This window comes from Streptomyces sp. AC1-42W, from assembly GCF_003248355.1.
Lineage (GTDB): Bacteria > Actinomycetota > Actinomycetes > Streptomycetales > Streptomycetaceae > Streptomyces.
The window spans coordinates 2,845,071-2,871,223 of the sequence record NZ_QKWY01000001.1 but is presented as its reverse complement, the minus strand read 5'-3'; the positions used below and the strand labels follow the sequence as shown (position 1 = coordinate 2,871,223).

At 68.7% G+C, this 26,153-nt stretch carries 21 protein-coding genes and 1 pseudogene; 13 read left to right on the top strand and 9 right to left on the bottom strand.

Annotated elements, in window-relative coordinates; genetic code table 11:
- Nucleotides 1-89: 89 nt before the first annotated feature.
- Together gap and DNK56_RS13290 are read left to right on the top strand one after the other, a co-directional pair.
- The gene (gene gap, locus DNK56_RS13295) at nucleotides 90-1,088 is read left to right on the top strand and encodes a type I glyceraldehyde-3-phosphate dehydrogenase (RefSeq protein ID WP_111333830.1); all 999 of its coding nucleotides are present in this window, start codon (nucleotides 90-92) and stop codon (nucleotides 1,086-1,088) included.
- A gap of 216 nt (nucleotides 1,089-1,304) precedes the next feature.
- The gene (locus DNK56_RS13290; protein ID WP_111335759.1) at nucleotides 1,305-2,786 is read left to right on the top strand and encodes an FG-GAP-like repeat-containing protein; all 1,482 of its coding nucleotides are present in this window, start codon (nucleotides 1,305-1,307) and stop codon (nucleotides 2,784-2,786) included.
- Between the two features lie 80 nt (nucleotides 2,787-2,866).
- Here DNK56_RS13290 and DNK56_RS13285 read toward each other — a convergent pair whose 3' ends face one another.
- Entirely contained in the window at nucleotides 2,867-3,271 is a 405-nt protein-coding gene (locus tag DNK56_RS13285) for a DUF5997 family protein (RefSeq protein WP_111333828.1), read from the bottom strand.
- Between the two features lie 58 nt (nucleotides 3,272-3,329).
- Here DNK56_RS13285 and DNK56_RS13280 point away from each other — a divergent pair, with 58 nt between their 5' ends.
- The 4 genes from DNK56_RS13280 to DNK56_RS13265 all read left to right on the top strand — a co-directional run bounded on the left by DNK56_RS13280 (nucleotide 3,330) and on the right by DNK56_RS13265 (nucleotide 6,202).
- Nucleotides 3,330-4,124 (top strand): LysR family substrate-binding domain-containing protein, encoded by a 795-nt coding sequence (locus DNK56_RS13280; protein ID WP_199563766.1) that lies wholly within the window; start codon nucleotides 3,330-3,332, stop codon nucleotides 4,122-4,124.
- Between the two features lie 52 nt (nucleotides 4,125-4,176).
- Complete coding sequence (locus DNK56_RS13275) at nucleotides 4,177-4,689, top strand: DinB family protein (RefSeq protein WP_111335757.1); 513 nt, start codon at nucleotides 4,177-4,179, stop codon at nucleotides 4,687-4,689.
- A gap of 87 nt (nucleotides 4,690-4,776) precedes the next feature.
- Entirely contained in the window at nucleotides 4,777-5,274 is a 498-nt protein-coding gene (locus tag DNK56_RS13270; RefSeq protein WP_111333824.1) for a peptidylprolyl isomerase, read from the top strand.
- A 172-nt stretch (nucleotides 5,275-5,446) separates the two neighbouring features.
- Nucleotides 5,447-6,202, top strand: a complete 756-nt coding sequence (locus tag DNK56_RS13265) for a Clp protease N-terminal domain-containing protein (RefSeq protein WP_111333822.1) — start codon at nucleotides 5,447-5,449, stop codon at nucleotides 6,200-6,202.
- 19 nt (nucleotides 6,203-6,221) lie between these two features.
- Here DNK56_RS13265 and DNK56_RS13260 read toward each other — a convergent pair whose 3' ends face one another.
- Complete coding sequence (locus tag DNK56_RS13260; RefSeq protein WP_111335755.1) at nucleotides 6,222-6,797, bottom strand: histidine phosphatase family protein; 576 nt, start codon at nucleotides 6,795-6,797, stop codon at nucleotides 6,222-6,224.
- Between the two features lie 59 nt (nucleotides 6,798-6,856).
- Here DNK56_RS13260 and DNK56_RS13255 point away from each other — a divergent pair.
- Nucleotides 6,857-6,964, top strand: a pseudogene (locus DNK56_RS13255) (EamA family transporter); the annotation flags it as partial.
- Between the two features lie 50 nt (nucleotides 6,965-7,014).
- A complete protein-coding gene (locus tag DNK56_RS13250) occupies nucleotides 7,015-7,230 on the top strand; it encodes a DUF1918 domain-containing protein (protein WP_111333820.1) in 216 nt (71 codons plus the stop codon).
- Here DNK56_RS13250 and DNK56_RS13245 read toward each other — a convergent pair.
- Nucleotides 7,223-8,512 carry a family 10 glycosylhydrolase gene (locus DNK56_RS13245; RefSeq protein ID WP_199563767.1) on the bottom strand — a complete coding sequence of 430 codons (1,290 nt, stop codon included), beginning with the start codon at nucleotides 8,510-8,512 and terminating at the stop codon, nucleotides 7,223-7,225. The genes DNK56_RS13250 and DNK56_RS13245 overlap by 8 nt on opposite strands.
- Before the next feature lie 210 nt (nucleotides 8,513-8,722).
- Here DNK56_RS13245 and DNK56_RS13240 point away from each other — a divergent pair, with 210 nt between their 5' ends.
- From DNK56_RS13240 to DNK56_RS13225, 4 genes are all read left to right on the top strand, one after another.
- On the top strand, nucleotides 8,723-9,583 hold the full coding sequence (locus DNK56_RS13240) for a 3-hydroxybutyryl-CoA dehydrogenase (RefSeq protein WP_111333816.1): 861 nt from the start codon (nucleotides 8,723-8,725) through the stop codon (nucleotides 9,581-9,583).
- 800 nt (nucleotides 9,584-10,383) lie between these two features.
- Entirely contained in the window at nucleotides 10,384-12,795 is a 2,412-nt protein-coding gene (locus DNK56_RS13235) for a DISARM anti-phage system protein DrmE domain-containing protein (RefSeq protein ID WP_146610488.1), read from the top strand.
- A 116-nt stretch (nucleotides 12,796-12,911) separates the two neighbouring features.
- Nucleotides 12,912-16,367, top strand: coding sequence for a hypothetical protein (locus DNK56_RS13230; protein ID WP_146610489.1), 3,456 nt, complete (start codon nucleotides 12,912-12,914; stop codon nucleotides 16,365-16,367).
- 10 nt (nucleotides 16,368-16,377) lie between these two features.
- Nucleotides 16,378-18,222: a hypothetical protein gene (locus tag DNK56_RS13225; protein ID WP_146610490.1), complete on the top strand. Its 1,845-nt coding sequence runs from the start codon at nucleotides 16,378-16,380 to the stop codon at nucleotides 18,220-18,222.
- A 206-nt stretch (nucleotides 18,223-18,428) separates the two neighbouring features.
- On the opposite strand, the gene DNK56_RS13220 is transcribed toward DNK56_RS13225, so the two are convergent.
- The 3 genes from DNK56_RS13220 to DNK56_RS13210 are packed head-to-tail and all read right to left on the bottom strand — an operon-like array spanning nucleotide 18,429 to nucleotide 23,105.
- Entirely contained in the window at nucleotides 18,429-19,085 is a 657-nt protein-coding gene (locus DNK56_RS13220) for a hypothetical protein (protein WP_053613898.1), read from the bottom strand.
- A gap of 5 nt (nucleotides 19,086-19,090) precedes the next feature.
- A complete protein-coding gene (locus DNK56_RS13215) occupies nucleotides 19,091-20,749 on the bottom strand; it encodes a DEAD/DEAH box helicase family protein (protein WP_053613897.1) in 1,659 nt (552 codons plus the stop codon).
- A 10-nt stretch (nucleotides 20,750-20,759) separates the two neighbouring features.
- Nucleotides 20,760-23,105, bottom strand: a complete 2,346-nt coding sequence (locus DNK56_RS13210; protein WP_111333807.1) for an ATP-binding protein — start codon at nucleotides 23,103-23,105, stop codon at nucleotides 20,760-20,762.
- Nucleotides 23,106-23,339: 234 nt separating this feature from the next.
- On the opposite strand from DNK56_RS13210, the gene DNK56_RS13205 reads away from it, so the two are divergent.
- A complete protein-coding gene (locus DNK56_RS13205; RefSeq protein WP_111333805.1) occupies nucleotides 23,340-23,528 on the top strand; it encodes a hypothetical protein in 189 nt (62 codons plus the stop codon).
- A 6-nt stretch (nucleotides 23,529-23,534) separates the two neighbouring features.
- Here DNK56_RS13205 and DNK56_RS35920 read toward each other — a convergent pair whose 3' ends face one another.
- From DNK56_RS35920 to DNK56_RS34705, 3 genes are all read right to left on the bottom strand, one after another.
- Nucleotides 23,535-24,146 (bottom strand): very short patch repair endonuclease, encoded by a 612-nt coding sequence (locus tag DNK56_RS35920; protein ID WP_241989861.1) that lies wholly within the window; start codon nucleotides 24,144-24,146, stop codon nucleotides 23,535-23,537.
- A gap of 161 nt (nucleotides 24,147-24,307) precedes the next feature.
- Nucleotides 24,308-25,633, bottom strand: a complete 1,326-nt coding sequence (locus DNK56_RS13195; protein ID WP_053613893.1) for a DNA cytosine methyltransferase — start codon at nucleotides 25,631-25,633, stop codon at nucleotides 24,308-24,310.
- 215 nt (nucleotides 25,634-25,848) lie between these two features.
- Complete coding sequence (locus DNK56_RS34705; protein WP_146610491.1) at nucleotides 25,849-26,082, bottom strand: hypothetical protein; 234 nt, start codon at nucleotides 26,080-26,082, stop codon at nucleotides 25,849-25,851.
- Nucleotides 26,083-26,153 lie beyond the last annotated feature (71 nt).

Sequence of the window (26,153 nt, the reverse complement as noted above, 5' to 3'; positions counted from 1 at the left end):
GGATACTTGCGGACCGTGGCGATCGCGCCGCTGTTCGGGGCGGGCGGCGCCCGCGATCGTGGAGAGGGAAGAGAGAAGGGACACCTCACATGACTCGCATCGCCATCAACGGATTCGGCCGCATCGGACGCAACGTGCTGCGCGCGCTGCTCGAACGCGACACCGATCTCGACCTGGTCGCCGTCAACGACCTCGCGGACCCGGCCACCCTCGCCCGGCTGCTGGCGTTCGACACCACGGCCGGCCGGCTGGGCCGTCCGGTCACCGTGGACGGGGACACCCTCGTGGTCGACGGGCGGCGCATCAAGGTGCTCGCCGAGCGGGAGCCCGCCCGGCTGCCCTGGGCCGAGCTGGGTGTGGACATCGCCGTGGAGGCGACCGGCCGCTTCACCTCGGCGAAGGCCGCCCGCGCCCACCTCGACGCCGGTGCGAAGCGCGTCCTGGTGGCCGCGCCCTCGGACGGCGCCGATGTGACCCTGGCCTACGGTGTGAACAGCGACGCGTACGACCCCGAGCTGCACACGGTCGTCTCGAACGCCTCCTGCACCACCAACGCGCTCGCGCCGCTGGCCGCCGTCCTCGACGACCTCGCGGGCATCGAGCACGGCTTCATGACGACCGTGCACGCCTACACGCAGGAGCAGAACCTCCAGGACGGGCCGCACCGCGACGCGCGCCGCGCCCGCGCCGCCGGGGTGAACATCGTGCCGACCACGACCGGCGCCGCCAAGGCGATCGGCCTGGTGCTCCCCCGGCTGGACGGCAAGCTGTCCGGCGACTCCATCCGGGTGCCGGTACCGGTCGGCTCGATCGTGGAGCTGAACACCACCGTGGCCCGCGATGTGACGCGCGATCAGGTGCTGGAGGCGTACCGGGCGGCGGCGGAGGGCCCGCTGGCGGGCGTGCTGGAGTACTCCGACGACCCGCTGGTGTCGGCCGACATCACCGGCAACCCGGCCTCCTCCATCTTCGACTCGGAGCTGACCCGCGTGGACGGCCGCCACATCAAGGTGTCCGCCTGGTACGACAACGAGTGGGGCTTCTCCAACCGGGTGATCGACACCCTGACCCTGCTGGCCGGCCGCTAGGACGAGCGCGGGGGCGGGCGCGGGGGCGGGCACCGGCGGGGGCGGGCGCCCACCCGCCCCCGCCGGTCCCCGACTCCCCTACCCACGCGCCGAGTTCACCTTCCGTTCGTGGTGCAACCTTCTCCCCGTCGCACGTGTCTCCCATGCGAGCCCTCACACCTCGTACGCCATGGCTCCACGTACGCGATCAAGGAGAATTTTGTGGGCATTCGCACCATGCTGGCCGTGGCCGTGTGTGCCGCCGCGGCGCTGTCCGGCGGCACGGCCGTCGCGGCGCCGGGCAACACAGCCGCGGACACGGCCGGGAGCACGGCGGGCACCACCACCGTGCGGGAGGACTTCAACGGGGACGGCTATCAGGACGTGGTCGTCGGCGCCACCGCGGCGGCGGTGAACGGTCAGCCGTACGCCGGTTACCTCACCATCGCGTACGGCTCCGCCGACGGTCTGGGCACGGCGCGCACGACGACCATCGACCAGACCACGCCGGGCGTGCCGGGCGACCCGGCCGAAGGCAGTCTCTTCGGCTTCCGTCTCGTCCCCGCCGACCTCGACCACGACGGTCTGACGGACCTCGCGGTGTACACGAACGAATCGCTCCCGGAGTTGAACAACTGGGGTTCCGTCGTCGTGCTGTGGGGCCGCACCGGCGGCATCACGGGCGAGGGCGCGGTACGCGTCCCCGGTCCGGAGTCCGGCGACATGGGGAACAACCTCATCGCCGGTGACTTCGACGGCGACGGCGACACCGACCTGATGATGGCGCACGGCTGGGGCGACGGCAGCCTCGAACAGCGCAGTGTGCTGTACGGGCCGTTCAACCGGGCCGGGGAACCGGCCCGCGAGCAGCGGGTGACGATGTTCTCGTCGGACAACTTCATGTCCGATCCGGCCGTGGGCGACTTCAACGGCGACGGCATCGACGACCTGTGCACCTTCTACTCCTGGGAGGAGCACTCCGAGGGCGGGCAGGTGTGGCTGGGCACTCCGGACGGCCTGTCCACGACCTCCACCTCCCTGGCCTCCGGCGCCTCCCCCGCGGTCGGTGACTTCGACCGGGACGGCAAGGACGACCTCGCCGTCCGGGTGGTGCCGAACGGCATCTACGAGGACTTCCCCACGGACCCCGGCACCGTGAAGATCTACTACGGCACCGCGTCCGGCCTGGGCACGAAGCGGACCGCGACGATCACCCAGGACACCGCGGGCGTCCCGGGTGTCAGCGAGAAGGGCGACCAGTTCGGGGCCCGGCTCTCCGCGGGTGACGTCACCGGCGACGGCTACGACGACCTGGCGGTGGGTGTGCCGTTCGAGGCGCTGGGGTCCAGGGCGGGCGCGGGAGCGGTGGTGCTGCTGAAGGGCGGCCCCGGCGGCGTCACCGGCACCGGCGCGAAGTCGTTCCACCAGGACACCGCGGGCGTACCGGGTGTGGCCGAGACCGGTGACCACTTCGGGGGTTCGGTGCGGCTGCTGGACATCGACGGGAACGGCAGGGCGGACCTGACGGCCGGCGCCCCCGACGAGAACCTGGAGGCGATCGCGGACGGCGGCGCGGTGTGGTCGCTGCGCGGCACCTCGTCCGGGCTGACCGCGACCGGCGCGTTCGCGTTCAACCCGGTGGACCTGGGCGCGCTCGTGAAGAAGGCCCGGTTCGGCCTGAACCTGGGCGGCGACAACGGGGCGGGGCTGTACAGCTGAGCCTTGGCGGGTGTGCGACAAAGCCCCAGGGCCCGTTCCGCCGTCGCGGAACGGGCCCCCTCACGCATGGTCGCGGGTGCTCAGGAGTGGGCGTCGCGCGCCTTGGCCTCGCGCTCGGCGTTGCGCTCCTTGATGCGGATGTTCTCCTTGCGGACGTCCGCCTGGGTGGCGCGCTCCTTGCGGAGCCACTCGGGGTTGTCCTCTTTGAGCGCGTCGATCTGCTCGGTGGTCAGGGGCTCGGTGATCCCGCCACGGGCCAGGCCGGAGATGGAGACGCCCAGCTTGGAGGCGACGACCGGGCGCGGGTGCGGGCCGTTGTTCCGCAGGTCGCGCAGCCACGGGGGCGGGTCGGCCTGGAGGGCGGCCAGCTCGGCGCGCGAGACGGCACCCTCCCGGAACTCCTCGGGGGTGGCGTCGAGGTACACGCCCAGCTTCTTCGCCGCGGTCGCGGGCTTCATCGTCTGGGCGCTCTGGTGGGACTTCATGGGGTCAAGGGTATCCAGCGCGTGCGGCGCCCTCGACCACGGCCGGTAATCTGGCGGGGTGACAGGCCCGGAAGCAACCCCTTCGTTCCGGCTGGCGTACGTCCCTGGAGTGACCCCCACCAAGTGGGTGCGGATCTGGAACGAGCGCCTGCCCGGCATTCCCCTGACCCTCGTCCAGGTAACGGCCGCCGAGGCCCAGGACCTGCTGCGCGCGGGCGAGGCCGACGCGGGGTTCCTCCGGCTGCCGGTCGCGGGCACGGATCTCAGCGCGATCCCGCTGTACGCGGAGACGACGGTCGTCGTGGTGCCCAAGGACCATGTGATCGCGGCGGTGGACGAGCTGTCCGTCGCCGAGCTGGCCGACGAGATCGTGCTGCACCCGCTGGACGACTCGCTGGTCTGGGAGCGGCTGCCCGGCCGTCCCGCGGTCGAGCGGCCGGCCACCACGGCGGATGCCGTCGAGCTGGTCGCGGCGGGCATCGGGGTGCTCGTCGTCCCGCAGTCGCTGGCCCGGCTGCACCACCGCAAGGACCTCACGTACCGGCCGCTGACGGACGCGCCCGAGTCGCGCGTGGCGCTGTCGTGGCCGCAGGAGAAGACCACCGACCAGGTGGAGGACTTCATCGGCATCGTCCGGGGCCGGACGGTGAACAGTTCGCGCGGCCGCGCGGGGGCGCCCCCGGCCCAGCCGAAGGCCAAGGCCAAGGACAAGCAGAAGCCCTCCTCCGGTACGGCGGCCGGCAAGGGTGGCCGCGGCGGCTCGGGCTCGGGCCGTTCCGGCGGGGCCAAGGGGACGCGCGGCGCCAAGGGCGGCGCGGCCCCGAAGCGCGGCAAGCCGCGACGCAGGCCCTGAGCGCGGGCGGCCGGAGCGCGGTTGTCAGAGGCTGCTGGCAGCATCGGTGACCATGACGCACACCGAACGCCCCATGCCGCCCCTCGACGCCGACGAACGCACCGGCCTGGAGAGCTGGCTCGACTTCTACCGGGCCACGGTGGCCCTGAAATGCGAGGGCCTCACCGACGAGCAGGCGCGCAGCGCCTCCGTACCGCCGTCGTCGCTGACGCTGACGGGGCTGGTGCAGCATCTCGCCGAGGTCGAGCGGAACTGGTTCCGCCGGGTCCTGACCGGCGAGGACGTCCCCCCGGTGCACGGCGGGCCCGACCGGCCCGAGGGGCACGACGGGGGTTTCGAACTCGCCCCGGGCGCCGGGCTGGCCGGGGCGCGGGCCGCCTGGCAGGAGGAGGTCGCGGTGTCCCGCGCGGTGTGCGCCGAGCGGTCGCTGGAGGACTCGGCGCCGTTCATGGGCGGTGAGGTGAACCTCCGCTGGATCTACCACCACATGATCGGCGAGTACGCCCGGCACAGCGGTCACGCCGATCTGCTCCGGGAGAGGATCGACGGCGTCACCGGCGTCTGAGCGGCCGGGGCGCCGGGTGCCGGAAGGGACCGGGCTGAGGAAGGGGTGGGCGTCGGGGAACATCCGTGCGGATGTCAGGATGGTTATATGACGAGCCAGGTTTACTTCGACATCACCATCAACGACGAGCCCGCCGGGCGGATCGTCTTCGATCTGTTCGACGACATCGTTCCCAAGACCGCCGAGAACTTCCGCCAGCTGGCGACCGGCCAGAACGGCTTCGGTTACAAGGGTTCCTCCTTCCACCGGGTCATCCCCGAGTTCATGCTCCAGGGCGGCGACTTCACCCGCGGTGACGGCACCGGCGGCAAGAGCATCTACGGCGAGAAGTTCGCCGACGAGAACTTCCAGCTGAAGCACACCAAGCCCGGCCAGCTCTCCATGGCCAACGCCGGCCGGAACACGAACGGGTCGCAGTTCTTCATCACGACCATCGTGACCTCGTGGCTGGACGGCAAGCACGTCGTCTTCGGCGAGGTCGCCGACGAGACGAGCATGGCCCTGGTCAAGCGGATCGAGTCCTTCGGCTCGCAGAGCGGCCGCACCTCGGCGAAGATCACCATCGCCGACTCCGGGGTCCTCTGATTCCGAGCCCCCGCCCGCCGGTTCCCTGCTGACCGGAAGCGCCGCCCGACACCTCGCGTCGGGCGGCGCTTTCGTCGTTCCCGGGGGCGCACGAGAGGTGCGGAACGGCGCGCGACCCACCGAGTGTCAACTTCCAGTTGACGCCTCACGACTGTCAACTTACGGTTGACGCATGACGAATCCCGTAGTTCCCACGACACCCGTGCGTCTCGACGACCTGATCGCGGCCATCAAGAAGGTGCACACCGACGCCCTGGACCAGCTCCAGGACGCCGTCATCGCCGCCGACCACCTCGGCGACGTCGCCGACCACCTGATCGGCCACTTCGTGGACCAGGCGCGCCGCTCCGGCGCCTCCTGGACCGACATCGGCAGGAGCATGGGCGTGACCCGCCAGGCGGCCCAGAAGCGCTTCGTCGCCAAGGACCCCGGCGACGGCACCGCGCTCGACCCCAGCCAGGGCTTCGGGCGCTTCACCCAGCGCGCCAAGAACGTGGTGATGGCGGCGCAGAACGAGGCGCGGGCGGCCGGCAACGCCGAGATCGGCACCGAGCACCTGGTCCTGGGCCTGCTCAGCGAGCCCGAGGCGCTGGCGGCGGCCTTCATCAAGGCGCAGGGCGTGGTCCTGGACGACGTCCGGCAGGCGGCGACGCAGGCGCTGCCCCCGGCATCGGACGGCGAGATCCCCGAGCTGATCCCGTACAACGCCGACGCGCGCAAGGCGCTGGAGCTGACCTTCCGCGAGGCCCTGCGCATGGGGCACAACTACATCGGCACCGAGCACATCCTGCTGGCCCTCATGGAGCACGAGGACGGCTCGGGCGTGCTCAGCGGCCTCGGCCTCGACAAGGCGGCCGCCGAGCAGGCCATCGCCGAGGCACTGTCCATCCTCACGGCGGGCGGGGAGAACCCCGAGAACAAGGGCTGACCGGCTCCCGCCGCGCCGCTCAGCGCGTCCCGGTCTCCAGGCGCAGGCTCCAGCGGCGCGGCAGCCCGGTCAGGGTGACGGTGGACAGCGGGCCGACGTCCACGTTCCAGTACGAGGACGGCGGAGCCTTCAGCGCGTAGACGAGGGCGGCCCGGACGACGGCCGGTTCCGCGACGGCGACGATGGAGCCGTCGCAGGCCGGCCGGGTGTCCAGCCAGCCACCGATCCGGGCGATGAAGGCGAGCAGCGGTTCACCGCCGTGCGGGGCCGCGCGCGGGTCGGCCAGCCAGGCGTCCACGGCGGCCGGTTCGCGGGCGGTGACATCGGCGAGGGTGCGGCCGCGCCAGCGGCCCATGTCGCAGTCGCGGAGGGCCGGCTGGACCAGCGGATGGAAGCCGAGCGCCTCGCCGGTGGCGCGGCTGCGCGGGGTCGGCGAGCAGTAGCGCAGCTCCGCTGCGCCCAGGGACATCAGGGCCGGGTCCGCGAACCGGAGGGCGTAGCGGCCCGCCTCGTCGAGCGGCCGGTCGTCGTCGAAGCGCTCGGCGAGCAGGGACGAGCTGCGGGCCGCGGCGACGAGCGAGACGCGAACACTCATGGGCGCGATGGTGCGACCGATCGCCGCCCCGGTCAAGAGTGCTGCCGCACACCCGTACGGCGTACTTCCTGCTGGGCGAGCGGGTCGCGGTGGCGGCCCCGGTGGCGGCGGTCGCGGTACTGGTCTGCATCGCGCTCACCCAGCGCGCCGCCCGTACCCGGTCATAGACTGGTTCCACGGCACGGCACCGCACGCCACCCGGAGGAGGTTACTTCCGATGGAGGCACACACGGGCGACCGGCTGCTGACACACGGCAGGACCGTGGGTCAGCACGACCGGGTCGCGGAGATCGTCGAAGTGCTCGGGGAACGGGGCGCTCCCCCGTACCGCGTCCGGTTCGGCGACGGACACGAACATCTGCTCGCACCGGGTCCGGACACCATCGTCCAGCACACGGGCTGCGCGTCCGGCAAGGACCCGGACATCACCTGACGCCGCCCGGCGGCCTGGCGCGCGACCGGTAGTGGTCGGCGACCAGCCGGTCCATGGCGCCGATCCGGTCCGCGGCCACGCTCTTCGCGGAGAAGTAGACGTGGCCGCGGACCTGGTCGTACCGGGCCGCGAAGTCGAGGTGCCGGGAGAGTTCGGCCGGGTCCTGCCAGGCTTCCGGCTGGGCCGGGTCGCCGCATTTGTACAGGGCCTCGCCGATGAACAGGTCGACGCCCGTGCCGCGCACGGTCTCGGACCACCAGGGCACGAGCGCGGCGTAGTCGGCGGCCGGGTTGCCGATGTGCCAGTACAGCTGCGGGACGACGTAGTCGATCCAGCCGTTCCTGATCCAGCCCCGGGTGTCGGCGTACAGGTCGTCGTACGTCTGCACCCCGGCCCTGGTCGGTGAGCCCGCCGGGTCCGTGGCGGCGTTGCGCCAGACGCCGAAGGGGCTGATGCCGAACCGGACGCCGGGTTTCAGCGCGGTGAGCCGGTCGGCCGTCTCGCGCACCAGCCGGTCCGTGTTGTCGCGGCGCCAGGCCGCCCGGTCGGAGAAGTCCGCGCCGTACTCCGCGTAGGCGGCGTCGTCCGCGAAGTCCTGCCCGGCCACCGGGTACGGATAGAAGTAGTCGTCCCAGTGCACGGCGTCGACGTCGTAGCGGCGGACCGCGTCGAGCATCGCGTCCTGGACGAAGGAGCGGACCTCGGGCAGCCCGGGGTTGTAGTAGAGCCGCCCGCCGTAGGGCACCACCCAGCCGGGGTTCCGGCGGGCCGGGTGGGAGGCGGCCAGCCGGGCGGGGTCGGTGTGGTTGGCGACCCGGTACGGGTTGAACCAGGCGTGCAGTTCGAGGCCCCGGTCGTGCGCCTCGCGGACGGCCGTGCCCAGCGGGTCCCAGCCGGGGTCCTTGCCCTGGGTGCCGGTCAGGCACGCGGCCCACGGCTCGTACGGCGAGGGCCACAGCGCGTCGGCGGACGGGCGGACCTGGAGGAACACCGCGTTCAGCCGCCGGTTCACGGCCTCGTCCAGCCGGGCGGCCAGCTCGTCGCGCTGAGCGGCGGCGGACAGGCCGGCCCGCGAGGGCCAGTCCGTGTTGGCGACGGTCGCCAGCCACATGCCGCGCAGCTCGCGGCGCACCACGTCCCGCTCACCGGCCGGGCCGGGCAGGGCCGCCCGCGCCCGGCCGGGCCGCGCGGCGGCGTCACCGGCCACCGAGGCCGCTCCCACCACCCCGGCGACCGTCCCGGCCGCCCCGGTCACGAACCCTCTTCGGGCCACTCCTCGCATCGCGTCGCACCCGCTCTCTCTCGCGCACGTCCCCCCGCCCCGTATCTTCGTAGTACTGCCGGGCACGGAGGATGTCCTGTGCCGAGCATGCACGCCCCGGCCTGCCGTTCCCGGTAGGGCGCGGAGTAACGTCGGGGAGTCGTGGTGGAGCCCGGAACCAGACGGAAGCCGCCGAACGGGAACAGCGAAAGGCACGAGGTGACGGACTCTATGGCCGACATTGCACGCGTCGGAGTGGTGGGCTGCGGCCAGATGGGCGCGGGCATCGCGGAGGTGTGCGCCCGCAGCGGCCTCGACGTCAAGGTGGCCGAGACGACCGGCGAGGCGCTGGAGATCGGCCGCACCCGGCTCCACAACTCCCTGTCCAAGGCCGCCCAGCGGGGCAAGATCACCGCCGAGGAGCGGGACGAGACCCTGGGCCGGCTGAGCTTCACGACGGACCTCGGCGAGTTCGCCGACCGCGACCTCGTCATCGAGGCCGTCGTGGAGAACGAGCAGGTCAAGACCGAGATCTTCCAGGTGCTCGACCAGGTGGTGACCCGCCCGGACGCGATCCTGGCGTCCAACACCTCCTCGATCCCGCTGGTGAAGCTGGCCGTCGCGACCTCCCGCCCGGACCATGTCATCGGCATCCACTTCTTCAACCCGGCGCCGGTGCAGAAGCTCGTCGAGCTGATCCCCGCGCTGACCACGTCGGACGAGACGGTCAAGCGCTCGGAGGCCGTGGTCCAGGACATACTGGGCAAGCACCCGATCCGCGCCCAGGACCGCTCGGGCTTCGTCGTCAACGCCCTGCTGATCCCGTACCTGCTCTCCGCGATCCGGATGTTCGAGTCGGGCATCGCCAGCCGCGAGGACATCGACAACGGCATGGAGATGGGCTGCGCCCACCCGATGGGCCCGCTCAAGCTGGCGGACCTCATCGGCCTGGACACCGTCGCCTCGGTCGCCGACTCGATGTACGCCGAGTACAAGGAGCCGCTGTACGCCGCTCCCCCGCTGCTCCAGCGCATGGTGGACGCGGGCCGGCTCGGCCGCAAGACGGGCTCGGGGTTCTACCCGTACGCCTGACGGCCCGTCGGCGGGTCCGGCGCTCATGCGGCCGGGCCCGTCGTGGGCACGTTCTCCCAGGTCAGGGCCTGCGCGCGGCCCGGAAGAACCTCGGCTGCCACTGCCGATCCGCCGTCGTACCGACCCGCTATCGAGCGGCGGTGCGAATGCGCGGGCCCGAAGCACTGGGCCTTTCAGCGCTGTCGCGGGCTTCCGTGCTCGTACTGCGAAAACTCCCTCGGAAGTCCCTCCGACAGAGCTGAAAGTCCCTGAAACGTCCCTGCGACCCGTACCTGGGACCTACGCATTGCGAGCCCGCTAGGGATCATGCCGGGCTGTGCCGCGTGATCGTGTCAGATCCCGTTTTCCCAGATCAGAGCACGTGTGGCGGTCCCGCTGCTCGCGTCCCATGCTGCACCGTCCAAAGGCGTCCGCGCTCCCCTTGCGCTCCCCTGGTCGCCTCCCGTACCACTACAGTCCCGGACAGCGACCCTCAGCGGCTGCCCACAGCTCTCTTGTCGGCATCGAACAATGCGAGCCGGGGGTCTCGGGGCCTCCGCTTCAGTGTCTCCAAGGGAGGCACCCGCCGCCACACGGTGGGACCGCGACAACAACCTCGCCGCGCAGCTGCGCACCGGCGGAGCCCTCCGCACGATGGCCACCCGGCGCAACCTCACCATCGGAGCCCCTCCGGGCAGCACGTGAAGCCCATCGTTGCCGGTCCTCGCACTGCGCCGGTACGACCACTGACCCCACTCGTGTCAGTCCGCACCTCTATGGTGGTAAGTGATGGTTCTGTAACCGGGGGAGGCTGGGGCGTAATGGCCACGAAGGGCTGGAGTGGCCTTTCGGATGTGGTCCGGCGCGGGAAACTGCGGCGTCGGGTTTCCGGCGTGGGCGTCCGCAAGTTCGGGGCCACCCGCTTCGACGTGGAATTGCTTGAGGCCGTCGACGCCGCCAGCGCACGGGAAGTGCCGCTGGCCTTGGTCATTCCCCTCCCAGCCGCCGATACCCCGATCGCGCTCGGCGCCGCCAGCCTGGTAGCGCAGATCGTTCGAACCAGCAGTCTCGATGTGACCGCGACGGTCGTCTCCAAGCGGCTATCGCAGCGTGCCGCGTACGACCAGCTGTACATCGATAGTCATCGGCTGTCCGATTTCATCCCCCGGGCGCGGCTTACGGCCGACGGCGAGGTCGAGGTCGTCGGTGGTCCCGTCCGTGACCGGGCCGGCCGGCTGATCCTCACATCGGATATGGACCGGGTGAGCGGCCATGGAGCGCTGGTAGTCGACGGGACGGCGGCTGATGTGGGCGATCTGGAGCCGCGCCTGCGCCGGTGTCGTGACCTGGTCTACATCACCGACACGCCGTTCGACTCGAATCTGGATGCGATCCGCGAAGCGGGTGGTGTCGTGTGGGCGTTCGACCCGCCATCGTTCAGGGATCTGGCGGCGCCCTTCAATCCGAGTGAGGCGACAGGCGAGTTCGCGGCTTCCTCGGAGTTGCTGCATGCCACTGCTATGGCCGCGCGTGTCGTGCGAGCGCCGGAGGCCGCGGCCTCGCTTGATCAGGCATTGAGTGGCACGTGGAAGGCTCTAGGACGGCTCGCCGCCGTGACCAGCGGGTCGGAGAACCTCGCGATGACGCACGCGGTTCGCTGGGCGTGGGGAGTCCTTTCCACGTTCAGCCTGTCAGTCACCACTCCTGCCTCCTACGACGCCTGTGTCCGACGAGGACCGTTCTCTGTCTTGCTGGGGGATGCCACCAGCCACGCGCGGGCGGTATCGCGCCAGAGTGCGGGGGCGACCCGGGATGCCTGGGCGATGGTCGCCGACGGGTTCGCCGACATCTACGAGGCCGCCCGGGAGCGCCCGAAGTTCGCTCTCGTACAGGACTGGGTCCGTGAGGAGGCCAGGCAGCGTGGGACCGGGGTGGTCGTCACGCGCAACCAGGCCGCAGTGGCGGCGCTGACGGCCGACTTGGACGAGTCGCCGCTGGTCCCGCACGGTTGGGCGGAGCGGATCCGGGTGGTTTCCGTCCGTGACCTCGCCTGCGGGCGGGTCTCCGGTCTGCCAGTGTCGTCGATGCTGATCACAGGCCCGCTGCCGCGTGCCCATGCCAGTTTGCTGGCCGCTCCAGCGGCGACGAGGCTGCTGGTCACAGCCGCTGGGGAATGGGAGGCCGGGCGGGCGGCGCGGCAGGCGAGAACCACATTCCTGGCACTGGCCGAGTTGCGCGCGAAAACCGCGACGGAGAGCGCCGTGCGGCTCGGGACCCACCCGATCGTGGTCCGTCCGATCGATCCGGACGTCGTCGTCCGGTTGGACACCACCGTAGTCAAGGCCGCCGACGTGGCGCGGGACGTGAACGACTCGCCGTGGGAGCCGTTTGGTCTCGACGTTCTGAAGGTCCTGGCCAGGACTGGGGCGGTCGCTTCCGACGCGGCGGAGACCCCGCCGCCGGCGCGCGGCGGTGACGGTGACTCCACGGCCCGAGTAGACGCGATCACCGTGGAGTTCGCCGACGGCCGCGCGATGCTGATGGACCCCAACGACGTGGTCTATCGCAAGCGGCAGAAGAACACGCGCCAGGTCGCGGCCAAATCCCTTCAGGTCGGTGATGTCGTCGCGCTCGTCGACGCCGCCGCGCGTAGGAACCTGTTCGACTCGATCATCGATGTCCTGTCGGAACTGCCCACGTACGCGCCGCTCGCCGCGCTGATCGCGTTCTGGCACGAGCGGGTCGCACGCGTCTCCTCCAGCGGTTGGACCTACCGGGAGATACTCGCGGCGATGCGAGGCAACGCCGATCCGACGACAATCACGAGCGAGCAGACCATCGGGACATGGGTCCGCGGGAACTCCGAAGGCCCGGAGGACGCGGATGACGTCAGACGCTTCGCGGAGGCGGTCCGCGACACCGAGTTGCTCCGCCGTGCGGGCCCGGTAGGTAAGGCGCTCTGCACTAACCGCACCATCCACCGGACGGTTGGGCGCTGGCTGTCCGGGCAGATCACCGGCGCGCGCATGGACGACCACGACGCGCTGATCGACCCGGCCCTCGGGATCCACGTCGCCGACCTCCTAGAGGCCGTGACCTTGCACCGGGTCACGGCTGTCCAGGCGAAGCCAGTGCGCGTGCCAGCCAGCGCGATCGGCGTCCTCATGGAGCAATCCGCTATCCCGGCGCTGACGACCCCTCAGCTAGCGAGGGGAGAGCGCTCGCTCATTTGAGCAGATAGGGCTCGGCGTATGTGGCCTGACCCACCCCACGCCTCTAGGCGGGCGACGAAGTCCCCTCCCGAGGCACCTTCCATGTCCTTCGTATCACTGGGACGGAGCGAGAGACGATGGCCACCAAACCGGCGGCACCCTCAAACGGCACGACTGCTTTGAACTTCGAGGCGAAGATCCGCGACGCGCTGCTCGCCTCGCTCGAACGGCATATCCTCACCGAGGCAGCTGGCGGGCAACTGCCCGCCCGAGTTCGCCTCACCGACGCGCAGAGGCGCGCGATCTGGCTCGGACAGCTGTCCAGCGAACCGCAGTTGACCGTCGATCGCGCCAAGGGCCTCAGCGGCGATCGCCTGGTCCCGGCGGCCCAGGGCTTCTCATTCCGGCTCGCCGGGTCGGCTCCCGCCGAGATCGACGTCGAGGTCAGCTTCGCGGTGTATATCGCGCTGCACGCCTCCCATGCCGAGCAGCACGCGTTCACAAACGCAGTCATAGACAACATCGACACCTCTGCGGCCGCCAAGGCCGCCGCCCAGGTCGGAGGGAAGACACCCGGACGCCGACTGGCCGCGGTGTGGATGAAGGTGCCCGTCGGACCGGTCAATGTGCGCGTGGAGATCCACGACGGGGCACGCGGGTCGAAGCGCTTCGGCGCCCAGGCCATCGCGGACGCGATTCGAGCCGCTGTGCGTACGGCCGCAGGTAGCAAGCCCTTCCGCCCCCGGCGCACGGCGTCACCAGCCGGATCCCTGCCGCGCGACCCCGATATGGCCGACGACGCGGCATGGGCGTCGTACTGCGCCAATAACCTGATTGCTGCGGCCGACGCGGCCCTCCCCCAGTTCGCCGCCGCGCTCGACGTCGATGTCTTGGCGACCGAGGCAGGACGCGACGTCCTGATCACCCTCGTGAACACCACTCCGCCCGAGGATGCCCAGTTCGCCGACCAGTCGCGCACTGTCCCCTTTGGCCGGCAACATCTGGACACCCGGCTGTACGAAGCCCGAGTCGCGGCGCGCACCAACGCGGCCCTGGCCCCATACACCCTGGAACAGGTGGCGAACTCCCACCGCTACGACCGCACCGTGCCCGCCTTCGGCCAGGCCTCCCCGGTGGTCGCGGCAACCGACCCCGCCACTGGCATGACGACGTTCGAGACTGGTTATGGGGCGACGGCCCTGACCCAGCGCCCACACCCCCGGACAACCTCTGGCAAGGGCGAGACCATCGACGCCAGATTCGACGCTGTGATCGCCGACCCGGTCGGGGCGGTCACCGCGATCGTCGACGCCCATGCCGCGTGGGTGGCCGAGCACTGGTCCGACGCCGCCCTGACGGCGCGCGCGACAGCTCGAGGCTGGAGCGACGAAGCCATCGCGGAGGCCAAGAGGGATGCTGACACCGCCCGGGACGAGGTCGAGTGGATCCGCAGCGGCGTCCGCGCCATCGAGCGCGACAAGGTGCTGTGTGAAGCTTTCGTCCTCGCCAACCGGGCCATGAAGATGGTAGGCGCGAGCAAGGGCTACGACTCGTGGCGCCTGTTCCAGATCGCGTGGATGGTCGGCTGCCTGCCGGCCGTCGCGGACCCAGAAGCCGACCCCAACGTGCAGATCGAGACCGTGCAGACCGGCGGCGGCAAGTCCGAGGCCTACCTCGGTGTCATGCTCATTCACCTGTTCCACGCCCGCCTCACGGGGGGAACGGCCGGTGTGAACGTCTGGGCGCGTTTCCCTTTGCGGCTGCTGTCCACCCAGCAGACGGCTCGCTTCGCCGAAGCCGTGTTCGCAGCCGAGGTCCTACGCCGAGACGATCCGCGGATCAGTGCCGGAGATCCGTTCGGCGTCGGCTTCTTCGTCGGTAGCACCAACACGCCCAACCGCATCTACGCGGCCAACAGTCGGTTCTCGAACGGCGTCGACCCGCACTCACCGAAACTCGCCGAACGCTGCCGCGTCCTCGAGCACTGCCCAGCTTGCGACCCGTCCGGCAGCGGCCGCAAGGTCCTCGTCCAGTTCGACGAGGCCAGTTGGACCATGCGGCACACGTGCCAGAACCCCGCGTGTCCGCTCTCCGGAGTACTGCCAATCTGGGTCGTCGACGACGACATCTACCGAAACGCCCCCTCCGTACTCGTCGGCACTGTCGACCGGCTCGCTCAGATCGCCCAGAACAAGGCGTTCCAGATCATCTTCGGCCAGGCGCAGTCCCGATGTCCTCACCACGGATATACACCGGACCCGACCTACTGTGCCGTTTTCGGCTGCAAGGCCCCACGCGCGCCTATCCCTCCCGGGTTCGGATCCCTTCGCTGCGAGATCGCCGACGAGCTACACCTCCTGGAGGAGAGTCTGGGCGCCCTCGACGGCATGTACGAGACGCTCCTGCAGCGGATCGGTACCAGGCTCGGCAACCGGCCCCTCCACATCGTGGCCGCGACCGCCACCCTCGAGGGCTACGAGAACCAGGTGCTCCATCTCTACCAACGCTCGGCCCGCCGTTTCCCCGCCCCTGGTCCTGACGCCGGCGAGACGTTCTTCTCCTACACCGACTCTGAGGATCCCTTGCGCCGCTACGTCGGAGTACGGCCGCGCGGCATCACCATGGTCACCGCCGCCGCAGAGGTGACCCGTATGTACGCCGCATGGCTAGAGCGATCCATCGCGAACCCCGCCTCAGCGGCCGCCGACGCCGGACTCAACCACGCCGAGCCGTACGTCCTCACGGTGGTGGAGAAGGCGCTTCTCGACGACTACGCGGTCCTACTTGGGTACTGCCTACGCAACGAGGACCTCTCCTCGTACACGCGCGACGATCGCGTCAGGTCCCTCCTCGAGACCAACGACAACCTCGCGATCATCTCCGGCAGCGCCGAGCCCGCCGCTGTCCGCGAAGCGGTCCGCCGACTCGGTGCTCCACCGAAGGACCCCAGCCGCCGCATCCGGCTCATCGCCGCCACGAGAGCGATCGGCCACGGCTTCGACTCGCCGCGTCTAGGCATCATGGTCCTCATGGGCACGCCCACCCAGGCGGCGGAAGTCATCCAGGCCACGGCCCGGGTCGGACGCACGCACCCCGGCTTGATCGTGCACGTGTTCAATCCGTCACGGGACCGCGATGCGTCCGTCTTCCGCTACTACACGGCGTGGATCACCTATCTCGACCGGCTCGTGCACAAGGTACCGGTCAACCGCGAGTCGCTGCCCGTACTCCGCCGGGTGCTCTCTGGAGCTCTCATGGCCTGGACACTCCAGGTCTACGAGGTCGCATGGACCAAGTCGGGCAAAGGTCGGTACGCCCTCAGCAAGTCCGACCAGTTCCGCAAGGCTCTCGACGCGGCATTCCTCGATCGGGCTCGCCTGATCGAGGATCTGTCGGCTGGCCTCGGCCTCAACCCGGCTAACCATTACCACGACATGCACCGCGCGGAGATCGTGCGGTACGTCGACGAGATGATGTCCGTCCTGACCGTGTCCGGGGAGTCCAACACGAGGACGGCTGACCTCCTGGATCCGTCGGTCCCGCGCTCGCTGCGCGACATCGAGGCACCGATCACCATCCATGGAAACGTGTGAGGAGCGCTCCATGACCTATGACACGTTGACCCGCACCGCCACTCAGGCGCTCTGGAATCACATGCCAGGCCAGCCGTACAACTGGGGCAATCAGGTGTCCGTCATCGGCGAGCCGCCCCGACACGCCTCACCCCTCGATGTCCCGGAAGCATGGCTCGCCCCGCAGTTGAAGCGACTGATCCGGCCTTTCGCCCAGCAGCATTCCGGAATCCCAAACTCTGGCCCGGAACTCGACATCATCGAGCGTGGTCAATACAGCCTCGTCGAGGCCCACGACCTGCAAGCGTCACGCTTCCCAAACACATTCATCTGCCGCGAGTGCGGACACCTAAGCACCGTCAATCCCACCAGCCCGGCGCCAACTTGCCCCTCCGGACACGGCCTCAAGCCCCAGTTCCAGTTCGCCGAGGCGCATAACTGCGGCCTTCTCCGCGAGATCCGGGCTCCCCGATGCGCCAACAACTGCTCCGGGCCCATGCTCCTGCGGAACTGGCGCGTGCTGGACACGCGCCAGTGGGTGTGGCAATGCGGCAAGTGTGGCACGCGTGCAGAGCGACGGGCGGTCTACTGCCCCGACTGCAAGATCGGTCCCACATCCGTGCTGCGCGTGCCACAAACCTCCCTCCACTATCCGCAGTCGCTGACCGTGATCAATCCGCCCACACGATCCGAGTACACCGGCCTGAAGGGCGACGCGATCGGCGTCGCCGCCGTCGGACAACTGATCGGAGCGGTTGCCCCGGGCCTCGACGCGCTCCGCGCTGCGACCAGCGGAGGCGGGGGTGACGACAAACTGGCACAGGCCAAGGCGACCTGCGAGGCACTCGGGATCCACCCCGACGACCCTTTGTACGAGTCGATGATGGACAAGGCCCGTCAGGCCGCCGTGTCCGTAGGCGGATGGCAGAAGGAGGTCGAGTCTCTGGCGCTCCCCCCAGAGACACTGGAGGTCATCGGCGACGAGGCGTTCTCCCTCACCCGCGCCGCAGCGGCGCCGTCACTCAACGTCGATGCCCTACTGCGGAAACCCCCGTCGGCCGATCTGATCACCACCTACGGCGAGTACCGCGCGCTGTTCGACCGATACAAGCTGGCCGACGTTACCCTGCTGCGCGAACTTCCGATCGCGAACGTCGTCGCCGGCTACACGCGAATCTCGGCCCACGCCGTCCAGCAGACACGCGCCGGCGACAAGGGCACGTGGTTCAAGTACTTCCCAGCGTCCAACAGCAAGTACCCGATGTACGGCAAGCGGACCGAGACGGAGGGTTTGCTCGTCCGCGTAAAGCCGCTGGAAGTGATCCGCTGGCTAGTCGACTCTGGAGTCGTTCCCGACCCCAAGGTCACGGACGAGTCGAACGCGTACAAGTGGCTGCTGCGGGTCCGAGAACCGGTCGTTGATATGTTCAATGCCCCGGAGCAGCGGATCACCCGCAGCGTCCTCGGGCTGCTCCACTCGATGTCCCATCGGTTCATGAAGGCAATCGCCGCCCGGTGCGGACTCAATATCGACTCGCTCGCCGAGTACCTCTTCCCGTCAGCACTGGCATTCCTCGTGTACGCCAACACGCGCAGCGACTTCACGCTGGGCGGCATCGAGCACGTATATCGCTACGACCTCGCCGACGCGTTGTCCGAGCTCGCCGCCGATCCTCGGTGCGTCTTCGACCCGCCGTGCCGCCGCTCCTTCGGAGGTGCCTGCGCGGCCTGCTTGCACACCAGCGAAATCTCGTGCGAGCGGTTCAACACGGTTCTGGACCGCAACCTCCTGTTCGGAACCCTGCCTGCTGTAGACGGCACAGCTCCCGACCGGACATCTGACGAAATCACGTGGCAGGCGTTCTGGACTCCGTGAGCGCCTCTGCCGTTATCGTCTGGTGAAGGCCCCGTGATTTCCTTAACAAGAAGGGTCACCTGCCGTTCCGCCCCGGCCGAGGACCGCGCCGCCGGTTCGTCGCGCATCTTGATCCGCCAGTGCTCGTGGACGGACACGGCCCGGTCGAACAGGCCGATGACCTCGTCCAGTACACCGGCGCCCCTGAGCGAAGCGTCTTCCGGAGGTTAGTCGATGAGGGTAGGTTGCGATTGGCCACGGCCGCCGCCCGCCACTCCAAGGTAGTCGGGGTTGGGGACCATCTCGCGATGGAGGTACCGCAGGTCGGCTCCACAACGCAGGGCGAGCCGTTCCTGGCGCGTACGCTCGGCCGTGGAGACAGTCTCACCGTTGCGGGTCGTGATGACGATCGCGGGCCGTTCCGCCGAGTCGATGGCCTCGTTCAGCGCGGCCCAGACGAGGTCACGAAAGGTTCCGGCGCGGCCCCAGCAGATGTATCGAGTGGCGTCGCCGGCAATGGCATAGCAGTGGTTCGGCTTCTCCCCAACCGAATCGGGCTTCATCACCCAGCCGCTGCCACATGCCGCACGAACGATTTCCTCCGGACCCTGGAACCGATTCACCGCATAGCGGACATAGTTCCCGATCCCCTCCTGCGCTCGAGCGTACTCCTTCATGGGAACGTCCTTGATCCAGACCCTGGCGTCCTTCTCCGGCCCGTAGGCGAGCAGGACTCCGCCAACCTTGGGGTCCTCGATCCATCGCCGGTACTGGTTCGTCTTCTCGGTGTTACTCAAGAACTCCCAGTCCATGTCGTTGGCCTGCTGGTAGATCTCGATGAGAAGACGCTCGCGAATGGGTGCGGGCAGCTGCTGCAAGGCCACGGTGATTACTCCTGGGGGGCGCGGGTGGCGGGGAACTGGAGTCGGTGCTCGTCGTACGCGGTCTCAAGACTGGCCGCGTCCTTAATCCACTCGTCCATGAGGGTGGCCACCTTCTGGTCACTGAAGTCGATGTTCGACGGGGTGATCTTCGCCAAAGTCTCGATCTCGCCGTCCCCGTCGAGCGCCCGTTTGAGCTTGAGCGCGGCAGCGATGCGGCGGAGGTCGCTGACGAAGTCCAACACCGTGACCCGCTCCTTCCCTTCGCGCAGGCGGAGGCCTCGCCCAAGCTGCTGAACGAAGATGCGGCGGGAGTGAGTGACTCGCGCGAAGCAGAGGATGTTCACATCTGGCACATCGACGCCCTCGTTGAGGATGTCGATCGCCGTCAGAATGGGCACTTCGCCGGCCCGGAAGGCGAGTAGGCGGTTCTGCCGCTCCCTCTTGGCGAGTCCCGCGTGGATGGCGAGGGCACCTGACCAAAGGGGGGTGCGCCGCAGCATGTCAGCGAGCCGCTCGGCGTGTTCGATAGTGCGACAGAAAACGATGGCCCGGGGATTGCGCGTGCCGGCCCATGCGGTGGCCAGTTCGTCGCGGATGGCTTCATCCCGCTGCGGCAGGAAGAGCTTGGCGTTGAGTTCCGCCAGTCCGTACGAGTGGTTACTGGCCTCGCGGACGATGTCCCAGTCGATGTCGTCGACGAACAGGCGGTAGTCGACCTGAGCGAGGTAGCCGCGCCGCATACCCTCCTCGATCCCCAGGCTGAAGCTGGGGGCGCCGAGCTGATGGGTGATGTCGTGCTTGTCGCCGCGCCATGGGGTCGCTGTGACGCCCAGGTGCCTTGCCGAGCTGAGGAGTTCCAGAAGCTCGTCGTACTGGCCTTCCTCACCCACGTGGTGGGCTTCGTCGATCATAACGAGTCCTGGGCGGTATCCGAATCGCGCGGCCGACAGCGCCGAGCCGACCGTCGCGCAGGTGAGGCCGGAGAGATCGTCCGGGCGGGTGTCACCCGTGAGGAGCCGCGTCGGGACATCTTTGGGTAGGTGTCGCCAGAGCGCCCGCTCTAGTTGCTGGACGAGGTCTTTCGCGTGCGCGACGACCAGGACCTGGTCCTGGGGAGCTCGTCGCAGGTGCGCCGCGATCACCTCGCCTCCGACGACCGTTTTGCCCAGGCCGGTAGCCAACACTAGGAGCGCGCGACCCGAGGCATCGAGATCGGCAGCCAGTGCCTGGAGTGCCTCGGTCTGGTACGGCCGTGGCGTCACTCGCCCGAAGCGGGGCGGTACCCGGTCGAAGCTGGTCGTCAGGTCCGTTCCGCCCCACAGGAGGATCCCGGGGCCTAGGCGTGCCAGGTTCGCCACCCGCTTCCGAGCCTCCGGGCTGAAGCGAGTGTTGGTGACGACGACGGCTTTGTGGGCGCGATAGTGATCCCGAGCGCGAGCAACCTCGTCCACCGCGTCGGCGCCTACGGCTCCGTGTCGCTTCCACTTGCACTGGATCACCCAGGTCTCGCCCTTATGGAGGGCAAGGATGTCGCCTCCCTCGTCACCGGAGCCGTCGATGTTGGACACATCGGAGAAGCCCAGGTGCCACAGGAGTCGTTCAATGCGGCGAGGGAACTGCAGTGGGCCGGAGTCCAGCAGGGAGGCGGCGTCGAGGAATCGCATTCCGCTCTCCCTATGTGTTGTCGGCGAGGTCGCGCGCGATGAGTCTGCAGCTGATCCTGATCCGGGCCAGCTCCTCCACGTCTAGGCGTGGACGGTGCTGTTCCAGTAGCGCGAGGTCCCCCAGGGGGTTGATCAGTCGTTCCACGACGAGCGCTCGGGCGCCGGGATCGCTCAGAGCGATGTACCCGCGCTTGAAGACGCACCCGTCGAGGAAAGTCTCCGGGGAATCCTGGATGATACGGATGACCGCACTGGCCGGGACATAGCGGATGAACTCACCGCTGGAGATCGCGTCGTTCCAAGGGGACGCTCCGCCAGCCTCGACCGCGAACCGGCGCTCGGCGTCAGCTCGTTCATCCTTCGTGAGCAGCAGCCAGTGCACCGCTGGGTTCGCCGAAACGGGCGCCACCATCGCCATGCGCACCTGCTCCAGAAGCCTCTCGGATTCTTCCGCCGTCGCCGCCGGCGTCAGCCGAGGACTGGAGGTGTGGCTCTTGAGCTGCGCCACGATCTCACTCAAGGGCATCGACACGATGTTCGCCCGTACCCGCATGAACTCCGCGACCTCGACGAGCGCCAGGTCACGCATGTCCGCCCCATGTTCACGGAAGAGCGAGTGGCCAGTGTCGACGAATACATCCAGGTGCGGGGCTCGGACCATCGAGACGATCACAGGTGCCGGCCGCTCATCCTTGGTGACGAGGCCCTGTCCGCGGACCGCCCAGGCCGTCAGATCCACGCGGCCCAATTCTTCAAGGTAGTACGGGCCTGTCAGGTCCACGATGGGGTCGGCGTTGTCCCGGTATCGCTGGAGCCGCTGATCCAGCGTCTCCGCCGGTGCGACCTCGTCCTCAGGCGGTTCTTGACCAGCCGTGGTCGTGCCTGCCGCGCCCGGCGCCGTACCGCCTTCCGGCTCGTCATCCGGGTCGAGGAGCCCAGCCCCGAACCCGGGGAGGATGTCGTCGTTCTCCGGCTGAGGGTCCGCCACTATCGGGTTGTCGTGCTGGTAGGCGGCTCGGTACCACACCTCGTCGGTCTGGTACTCATAGCCGTCCATCCGCATCAACCCGGCCCACTTAGCCGCCGTCTCGTGGAGAGCGTTACGTCCATCGCCGGGGATCAGGTAGTTGAGCCCCGGGTCCTGGCGACGGAAACCCGCGTAGAGCAGGGCGAGAGGGCTGCGATTCTCTGGCAGTCCAAGGCTCTTGGCGATCTTAGGGCGCAGGGGACTGGTTCCGCGGACCTCGCGCAGGACTTGACGCCATTCGGCTGTCTCGAACTCGAAGGCGGTCTTCTGATAGTTCGGAGTGACGTGATCGCAATGGATCTCACCGACGATCCGGCCCATCTGCACGGCTCCGGAGTCAATGGGGTACTCCAGCTCCGCCTCGGCGATGCCGTCCTCGTCCTCCCAGTAGAAGACACGCTTGTCCTTGAGCATGATCTTGCGCCCGTTACGGAGGAAGTCCAGCCCGTAGTCGGTGCGGTGGAGGTAGCGCTGGATCCCGATCCAGCCCCAGATCTTGCGCTCCCGCAGTTCCAGGCGGCCCTGGCCGCATTCCTCGCAGTGCTCCGCGTCGGCGGTGCTCCAGTGTCCGCACGCCATGCACGCCTTCTTGGGGCTCAGCGTACGGTCGATCCTCTGTACGGCATGGATCTCCACGCCCTGGCGGGTGACGGTCCGCTTCTCATCCCAGACACAGGGCAGGCGCGGCCTGACCTTCTTGCCGTTGAGCGTGAGCAGGAAACCCTTCTCCGCCAGCAGGTAGCTGTAGACGTCTCCGAGCTTCTCCCGGATCACGGTCTGCGTCTGAGGACGGCAGAGCGTGGCGTACTGCTCCTGCTTGAGCTCGCTGATCGTGACCGTCGTGCCGTGCTCGTCATGATTGGCCTTGGGCACCAAGCGGTACGGCGCCTGGTACTTGGAGGAGTTGGCGATCCGCGCTAGATCCAGGGTCACCTCGATCCAGTCCGGATCGCCCGCACGGCTGGTACGTACCGTGGTTCGCCGACCGAGCCGGGCCGTACTGATGTTGAAGCCCATGCCGAACAGGCCGAGGGAACCATGTCGACCGTTGCTCGTCCAGCCCGCGCTGATGGCGTTGGTGACGGCCTCCAGGCTCATGCCCCGGCCGTTGTCCTGCACCTTGATCTCAGCTGTCGCACGCTGCGAGTTCGCCGGGGGGAGCGAGACCGCGACCGAGGGCCGGTCCACCGTTCCGCCGGCCGCCTGGAACTCGTCGAAGGAGTTGTCGATCAACTCGGCCAGGCACTGCCAGTGAGAGAACTCGATGTCGCCCAGCACACCCAGGATGCGCGGGTGTGGCGTGACGTTGATGTACTGGCTCTCGGTCACTGTCGGCCCCCGTCTTCGTCGTAAACAGTTGCGTGGCCGGCGGACGCGAAGCGCGCCCACCAGTGTCTAGGCGCCCCCGCCGGCCCCGGTCCCGGTCCATCCACCAGCATGGCGTCAACCCTAATGGGCGGCACCAGTACCTGCGGGACATAGATCTCGAAACCCCTGCTGGAACCGCTCCGCACCCTGCCCAGGGGGGCGCTCCCGCGGTTCACCGCGTGCGAAACTCGCCTCATGATCCGGGAACCCGCGCAAGTCACCATCGATGCGAGCGACCGGGTGCAGATCCCCTTGGGGATTCTCGCCGAGGCAGGTCTCGACACGGGGAGTGCCGTCCTCGCGTACAGCGATGGCGACGGCCGCATCGTTCTACGCAGGTTGACCGACGCCATCGACGACCTACTGCATGGCGAGCAGCTGTAACCACAGCTAGCCGGTCGCACGGCGGACCGCTGAGATGACCCGTCGTGCCACCTCCTCCGGTGCTTCGTGCTCCCAGGCCCGGATGACCGTCCAGCCCGCTTCCTCCAGGATCCGGTTCGTCTCGGCGTCCCGCCGCTGGTTCTCGGCGAACTTCTCCGCCCAGAACTCCCTGTTCTTCGTCGCTGGTCGATGATGCTCCGGACAGACGTGCCAGAAACAGCCGTCGACGAAGACCGCGACTCGTGCCTTCGGGAACAGCACGTCCGCGCTACGCCGGAGGCCCTGGATCGGCGGTGCGTTGACCCGGTAGCGAAGCCCCTCCTTGAAGAGGAGGGACCTGAGGACCTTCTCGGGCTTCGTGTCCCTTCCGCGGTTGCCCTTCATGGACGCACGGACCGCCGGCGTCGAGGCTGTGGAGCCTTCGGGCAAGGTCTCCTCCCTCAAGAGGCCCTTAGCCCAGGCCAGCCGCCACCCCTCAGCGAGGTTGGCCTCACGAGTGTCGTGTTCGACCTCACCCAGGTAGCGCTCCGGGGACTTCCTCCCGTCGCCCCAGCGCAGTGACGCACGGATGCGCCGAGTCTTGGGCAGGACCCTCAATGAGACCGAGGCGTGAGCCACGCGGCCGTCACCCAGGTCGACCTCACGCCGATGGCGACCGCCCGCCGCTTTGTCCTGTTCAGCGGACAGGGCCTTCCGAGTCCTCCCCGACCGCCCTTTCCAGGCGCGATCGGGAGGCAACTTATCGTTCCAACGATTCTGAGGTGGCTTCGCCACATCACTCACGTCCTTGGCCCCGACGCCGTATCGAGGGCCTTGGCCACCGCATTGGCGAATACCGCGCCGAGCTTCACCGGGACCGCGTTGCCGAGCTGCCGCATCTTCTCCCCGCGGGGTCCTTCGAGCTTCCAGTCGTCGGGGAAAGTCATGACGCGGGCCGTCTCGCGCACAGTCATGTACCTGTGCCTGTAGGTAGTGCCTCCGGGGGTCTCCAGATCATCGGTCAGCATCACGGACTCCCCGCCCGGGACGCCGTGCACGCCGGCCTTCACGGTCTTGGCGGGACGGTCCAGTTCATTGGGCGTGTGGCCCTTGTAGATCCGCGCGTTGGGCCACCCGATGTGATCGGTGAACCCACCGGCGCGATACTCATGGCGGTCAAGCCTGTCCCAGGGGATCTTCGGCAGGGGCTTGCCCTCGTTCTCGTCGATGCCGGCGATGGCGTCCCGGAAGGTGCGCCAGGGCTTCGATTCGTCCGGAGTGAGCGAAACGTCCTTACGGATCCCGGCCCTGGCCCTGGCCGTGGCCAGGACGCGCACGTGATCGGGAACTTCGGGATGGCGCTTCCAGTAGGAGTCGTCGGACTCGTCAAGCATGGACCGGAACAGCGCCTGCTCGGAGTACTGGGGAAGCACGTCCTCATTGAACTGGTCGATGTCGACACCGAGGTCCTCCCGGAAGGCGACGATGATGATGCGGTGCCTGATCTGGGGGACCCCGTAATCGGCGGCGTTAACGCGCGTCATCACCACCTTGTAGCGCTCCGACGGATCGCCGGCAGTCCCGCGCCTGGCCTCGATGAGGGCCTGATCGTGCTCCTGCCAAGGGATCTCGGGATCTCGTAGCTCGAAGGGCATCTCCATCTCGCGCAAGATGTAGTCGAGGTACGGCTTGAACGATGGCCTGAGCAGTCCCACAACGTTCTCGCAGATGACGGCCTTGGGCCGGATCTGGCGCATCGCCTTGAACATCTGCGGGAACATGTTGCGCTTGTCCTCGTCCCCCTTGGCGATCCCGCCCAGGCTGAACGGCTGGCACGGCGGGCCGCCGGCGAGAACGTCGACCCGACCAAGCAGATAGCTCATGTCCAGGTCCTGGACGTCCCCCGCCACCAGCGGCCACGGCTCCCCGGGCTCGGGGATGCGCTCCTCGTCGCCCCGAGGCTTCGCGCCGTTCGCCTCCAGGGTCTGACACGCTCGCGGGGCGAACTCATTGAACAGCAATGGCCGGAAGCCCGCCCCGTGGACCGCCATGGCCAGGCCACCCGCGCCCGCGAACAGCTCGACCCCGGTGCGATCACGCTTTGGCTCTTCTTGCAGTTCAGACATTGCGAAAGCATACCGCGGAAATGGCAACTGGTGTGACCATTGCCGAGAAAATTCACCTCATTCCCGAGTGGCCGAAGATGGACCTCGACGGCGGGGATCCTGATCGATAGGTACGCGAGGCGGCCGGATGACCGCCTCGCATACCCCGCTATCGGAACCCCTGCGGCGACTCACCATGAGCACCGCCAGAGCCACCGCCCTATACGCCGAGCGGCTCACGGGCGCGGCGGCCGGCCACGCCAGGCCGCGAACAGACCCAGCCCAACACTGGTGACCGCGGTGAACGCCTCGGGCCCGGCGAGCATGAAGACGCCCGCCGAGAGCGTGATCAGGATCATCAGCGCGACCAAGTCGAGCACTCGATCGCGGGGCGACGCCTCCCGCACCGACCCTTGCGTGGGGGCAGGCTGAGCGGCGGGGGGCGGGGTGGTCTTCTCGATCTCATTCATGCGCCCAGCACAGCAGCCTCTGCCGCCATGGCTTGCCCCGCACGAACGGACCCGGATAAGCCCGATCGCCG